Below are 5,702 nucleotides of genomic sequence, written 5' to 3' on the forward strand. Positions count from 1 at the left end.
GGGGTTTGACATGCACTTGACAGGCGTAGAAATATGCCCTCCCTTCGGGGCAAGTGCACAGATGCTGCATGGCTGTCGTCAGCTCGTGTCGTGAGATGTTGGGTTAAGTCCCGCAACGAGCGCAACCCTTGTCCTTAGTTGCTACCGGGTCATGCCGGGCACTCTAGGGAGACTGCCGGTGGTAAGCCGGAGGAAGGTGGGGATGACGTCAAGTCCTCATGGCTCTTACGCCCCGGGCTACACACGTGCTACAATGGCCGGTACAAAGGGTTGCGAGACCGCGAGGTGGAGCTAATCCCAGAAAACCGGTCTCAGTTCGGATTGCAGTCTGCAACTCGACTGCATGAAGTCGGAATCGCTAGTAATCGCGAATCAGCAGGTCGCGGTGAATACGTTCCCGGGCCTTGTACACACCGCCCGTCAAGCCACGAAAGTTGGGAGTACCCGAAGTCGCTGTCTCAACCTGCAAGGGAGAGAGGCGCCCAAGGTAAGACCAGCGATTGGGGCTAAGTCGTAACAAGGTAGCCGTACCGGAAGGTGCGGCTGGATCACCTCCTTTCTAAGGAGCACAAAAGCTGAAGTCGCAAGACTCAGCAGACTCCTAGGTTGATCTTCAGATTGCTCTCATGCGCTTTCAGTTATCTAAATGGCGTGCCAAAGGTTAGGGCCTGGCATTGGTTGGGCCTATAGCTCAGTTGGTTAGAGCGCACGCCTGATAAGCGTGAGGTGGGTAGTTCGACTCTACCTAGGCCCACCAGCGATAAGCTGGATCCTGAGTGCCTCTCGTTTCGGGCAGTGCGGAAGCCTCTGAGGGGATATAGCTCAGTTGGGAGAGCGCCTGCTTTGCAAGCAGGAGGTCACCGGTTCGAGCCCGGTTATCTCCACCAGTTGGCAAGCTGGCGGCAGGGATTGCTTAAGTTTTTGAATAGAGTGTTCATCGCCATCACGGGTCTGTTGTGTGGCGATCGACATAGATGCTCTTTGACAAGTGATTTAGTGGAAAAGGCGGTAGATTTACCAGCCAAAGCATCTTGTGTTCGGCCAAGCTACTAAGGGCGTATGGTGGATGCCTTGGCGCCAGAAGGCGATGAAGGGCGTGGTAAGCTGCGATAAGCTCCGGTAAGCCGCAAACAAGCTTAGACCCGGAGATACCCGAATGGGGAAACCCGGCACAGGTAATGCTGTGTCATCGCCCTTGCGAATAAAATAGCTCGGGCGAAGCGAACGGGGCGAACTGAAACATCTTAGTAGCCCCAGGAAAAGAGAGAAAGATTCGATTTCCCTAGTAGCGGCGAGCGAAAGGGAACGAGCCAAAACTGTCTCACATGTTCAAGCCTGCGTGCGTTGTGTGAGCGGTGTTGCAGGGTCTGACTTGATCGGTGCGCAGACCGGGTCGGGGAGTAAAAAATCAGTGATCTAGTCGAACAGCTTGGGAAAGCTGACCAAAGAGGGTGAAAGTCCCGTAGGCGAAAGAAAACTGACTCCCTTCTGTCAGATACCTTAGTACCGCGGGACACGAGAAATCCTGCGGGAAGCCGGGAGGACCACCTCCCAAGGCTAAATACTCTCTGGCGACCGATAGCGGACCAGTACCGTGAGGGAAAGGTGAAAAGGACTCCTGACGGAGAGTGAAATAGAACCTGAAACCGTATGCCTACAAGCGGTAGGAGCCTGAACCCGGGAGCTTGCTCCTGGGGGATGGTGACTGCGTGCCTTTTGCATAATGAACCGGCGAGTTACTTGAGTGCAGCAAGGTTAAGCATCGCCAGATGCGGAGCCGGAGCGAAAGCAAGTCCTAATCGGGCGCATTTCTTGCGTTAATTCGCAAGAAGAGTTGCATTCAGTAGACCCGAAGTCGAGTGATCTACCCATGGCCAGGATGAAGCGTGTGTAGCAGTACGTGGAGGTCCGAACCCACTAACGTTGAAAAGTTAGGGGATGAGCCGTGGATAGGGGTGAAAGGCTAATCAAACTCGGTGATAGCTGGTTCTCCCCGAAATAGTTTTTGGACTAGCCTTGCGTGATCAGTGGCGGAGGTAGAGCACTGATTGGGCTAGGGACCCTACCAGGTTACCAAACCCATTCAAACTTCGAATGCTGCCACTCGCAGCGCGGGAGTCAGTCTGCGGGGGATAAGCTCCGTAGGCGAGAGGGGAACATCCCAGACCGCCAGCTAAGGTCCCTGAATTCGGACTAAGTGTATAAGGTGGTGGAGTTACTTAGACAACTAGGATGTTGGCTTAGAAGCAGCCATCATTTAAAGAGTGCGTAACTGCTCACTAGTCAAGTGATTCTGCGCCGATAATGTGCGGGACTCAAGTCCGATACCGAAGCTGCGGAATGAAATCTTATGATTTCTTTGGTAGGGGAGCGTTCTATTGTAGGATGAAGCTCAGTTGTGAGACTGGGTCGACGAAATAGAAGTGAGTATGCCGGTATTAGTAGCGAGAAAGCAGGCGAGAAACCTGCTCACCGAAAACCCAAGGTTTCCTGAGGAAGGTTAATCCGCTCAGGGTTAGTCGGATCCTTAGCTGAGGCCAAACGGCGTAAGCGATGGGAAACAGGCGAATATTCCTGTACCATCTGGGAGACGTCTGAGCCATGGGGAGACGCAGAAGTGAAAGGCCGGCCCGCGATCGGAAGTGCGGGTCTAAGCCAGTAGGGGGGTTGCCCAGGAAAATCCGGGCAGCCGCTATCCCCGAGAGGTTATGGGGAGTCCGTAAGGACACAAACCGGCCCAAAGCATGCTGCCAAGAAAATCCTCTAGGCGAGTCTTTTGGATGACCGTACCGTAAACCGACACAGGTAGGTGGGGAGAGAATCCCAAGGTGCTCGAGTGATTCCTCGTTAAGGAACTCGGCAAAATTACCCCGTAACTTCGGAACAAGGGGTGTCCCCAGGTAAGTGAGCCACTTCGCGTGGCGAGCTGACGGGGGTCGCAGTGAAAAGGGCCAAGCGACTGTTTACTAAAAACACAGGTCTCTGCTAAGCCTTTAAGGCGATGTATAGGGACTGACACCTGCCCGGTGCTGGAAGGTTAAAGGGCGGGGTTAGCCTTTTGAGCAATCAGAAGGCGAAGCTCCAAACTGAAGCCCCAGTAAACGGCGGCCGTAACTATAGTCTGGACCGCTGTAGTTCCGATAACAAATCTGGCTGTATGCTGGAAAATCCGGTGTATCCTCTGGTACTCACCCTGCAGTCGAGGGTAGTGAAAATCCAAGAGGTGCGGACAACCAGCAGGAAAGACTTCGGAGATTCAATGCTGAAGTATCCTCAGAGACTATACGCCAGATTCCCGCTTGAAGCGGGAAATGATATAGTCCGAACTGCATGGCGACATGCAGAGTGCGACAGAAATGAGCGCACCCCCACTGCAAAGTGGGCAGTAACAGATTGAACGGTCCTAAGGTAGCGAAATTCCTTGTCGGGTAAGTTCACAACTTGCCCCTTGCCTCAGCGATGAGGCATGCAACACCGGCTCATATCGGTGAAGCCCTAACGGCCAAACGGTCGAAGGGTAATACCGAGGGAAGTCGCGCGAAAGCGTTGACCCTGTAACGACTGAGGGCGCAAGCCCAAGGCGGTGTCTCCTGTCCGTAAGGACAAATTCATGAGCGCCGCAAAACGCCGGTGTCTTCGCCGAGAGTCCAATGGATGGACGATCTTACCTTTCAGGCTACGCTGATGGAGAAGGTTGCTTTTGTGTCACTCTGAACAAGAGCAATCGGCATAAGTTCGGTTGGGATGTCCGACCAAGCTTCTCCGTCAGTCAGAACAATGATCGCTCCGAAGTGCTCCTTGTCTTTCAAAGAGAGTTCGGATGCGGTACGATTCGACCTGATAGGTCTGACAGAACCCTCAAGTACGAGGTGCGTAGCGTCAAAGACCTTGTGACAAAGGTTATCCCGCACTTTGAGAAGTATCCGCTGCTCTCAAGCAAACGGAAGGACTTCACTAAGTTTGCGGCCGTCGTGCGCAGAATGCACGAGCGCAGGCATCTCACAAAAGAAGGGTTTGCAGAAATCGTTCAGATTGCTGAGACCATCAATGTCACCAGCAAGAAAAAGTACTCTCGACGACAGATAAACGTATAGTCTACGCCACTGGAAACAGTGAAAAGCGTGAAGTTCCGACCTGCACGAATGGTGTAACGACTTGGCCGCTGTCTCAACGAGGAGCTCGGCGAAATTGTAGCAGCGGTGAAGATGCCGCTTACCCGCTAGTGGACAGAAAGACCCCGTGCACCTTTACTGTACCCTGATATTGGGCTTTGATCATGCATGTGTAGGATAGGTGGGAGGCTATGAAGCGGGGGCGCTAGCCCTCGTGGAGCCAACCTTGAAATACCACCCTTGCGTGATTGAGGTTCTAACCTCGTGCCGTGAATCCGGCCGAGGGACAGTGTCAGGCGGGCAGTTTGACTGGGGCGGTCGCCTCGACCGCTTAATAAATTAAGGGGCGCTCGTGTGGTGACATGCGAGTTAACATCTGGCTATATGCTGGGACGTCCGTTCACAAGCAGCGCTGCACTCTACAGAGCGATGCGAAGTGGTGTAGCATCTGATGAGACTAGCTCGATCAGCAAGGGAGCAGTAAAACAGTCATCAGTGCGGACAATCAGCAGGGAAGGTCTTCATCGTGCGGAAGCACAAGAATGAAGTACCCCCTCAACGACTACACGCCGGACTTCTTCGCCTCGTGGCGAAGAAGATGATATAGTCTGATCTTCGTAGCGATACGAAGTCCTTCCTGCTCAAGAGGCAGGAGGAATTCTAGTCAAGGGAAGATAGGGTGCGTTCGCGAGAAATCGAACAATACAAGGAATCGTTGAGGCTATCCAAGCTTCAACGGGAGACCTTGATAGGGTTGCTGTTAGGCGACGCTCATCTCGAGACACAGAATGGCGGGGGGACATACAGACTTGAGGTCGAGTATGGTATCCGGCAGAACCTGTATGTTGACCACCTTTACGATCTGTTTCGAGAATGGGTTTTGACGCGTCCACGACACAAGCGTGATGATTCACACAATAATCTTTGGTTTCAGACTGTGAGTCATCGAGCGTTTCGCTTCTATGCACACCAATTCTATGTGGAGCGAAAGAAACGCGTACCTCGCTTGATTCATCGCTTTCTTACGCCACGCGGGCTTGCTTATTGGTTCATGGATGATGCGTCTCTGAAGTCTCGTGAGTCGAAAGGAGTGCTGTTCAACACGCAAGGCTTTTTGAAAGCGGATGTTGAACGACTGACGGACTTGCTGGTGAGGCGCTTCGACATAAAAGCAACGCTGCGTGCGCAGAGGGAGGGATGGCAAGTCTATGTGTCTGGGAAGTCGTTTGAACGATTCCGCGAACTTGTTGAACCCTTTGTTCTTTCATCAATGCGCTACAAACTTCCTGCGGCAAGGATAACACAAATGCCTAAAAAGTAACGGAGGCGTCCAAAGGTTCCCTCAGCGCGGTTGGTAATCGCGCGTCGAGTACAAAGGCAGAAGGGAGCTTGACTGCGAGACCCACAAGTCGAGCAGGTGCGAAAGCAGGGCTTAGTGATCCGGCGGTTCTGTGTGGAAGGGCCGTCGCTCAACGGATAAAAGGTACGCCGGGGATAACAGGCTGATCTCCCCCGAGAGTTCACATCGACGGGGAGGTTTGGCACCTCGATGTCGGCTCATCGCATCCTGGGGCTGGAGAAGGTCCCAAG

At 53.3% G+C, this 5,702-nt stretch carries 1 protein-coding gene, 2 tRNA genes, 2 rRNA genes and 1 other annotated feature; all 5 genes read left to right on the forward strand.

The window, feature by feature from the left end; translation table 11 throughout:
- Window positions 1–559: ribosomal RNA gene (locus QME66_12405) — 16S ribosomal RNA — on the forward strand; the annotation flags it as partial.
- A gap of 121 nt (window positions 560–680) precedes the next feature.
- Window positions 681–757 (forward strand) — tRNA-Ile (locus tag QME66_12410).
- A gap of 54 nt (window positions 758–811) precedes the next feature.
- Window positions 812–887, forward strand: a tRNA-Ala gene (locus tag QME66_12415).
- Window positions 888–1,053: 166 nt separating this feature from the next.
- Window positions 1,054–4,191: ribosomal RNA gene (locus tag QME66_12420) — 23S ribosomal RNA — on the forward strand.
- Between the two features lie 58 nt (window positions 4,192–4,249).
- Window positions 4,250–4,432: a sequence feature (23S ribosomal RNA rRNA prediction is too short), on the forward strand.
- Window positions 4,433–4,791: 359 nt separating this feature from the next.
- On the forward strand, window positions 4,792–5,433 hold the full coding sequence (locus QME66_12425) for an LAGLIDADG endonuclease (GenBank protein MDI6809763.1): 642 nt from the start codon (window positions 4,792–4,794) through the stop codon (window positions 5,431–5,433).
- Window positions 5,434–5,702 lie beyond the last annotated feature (269 nt).

It is taken from the genome of Candidatus Eisenbacteria bacterium (assembly GCA_030017955.1).
Classification (GTDB): Bacteria; Eisenbacteria; RBG-16-71-46; order JASEGR01; family JASEGR01; genus JASEGR01.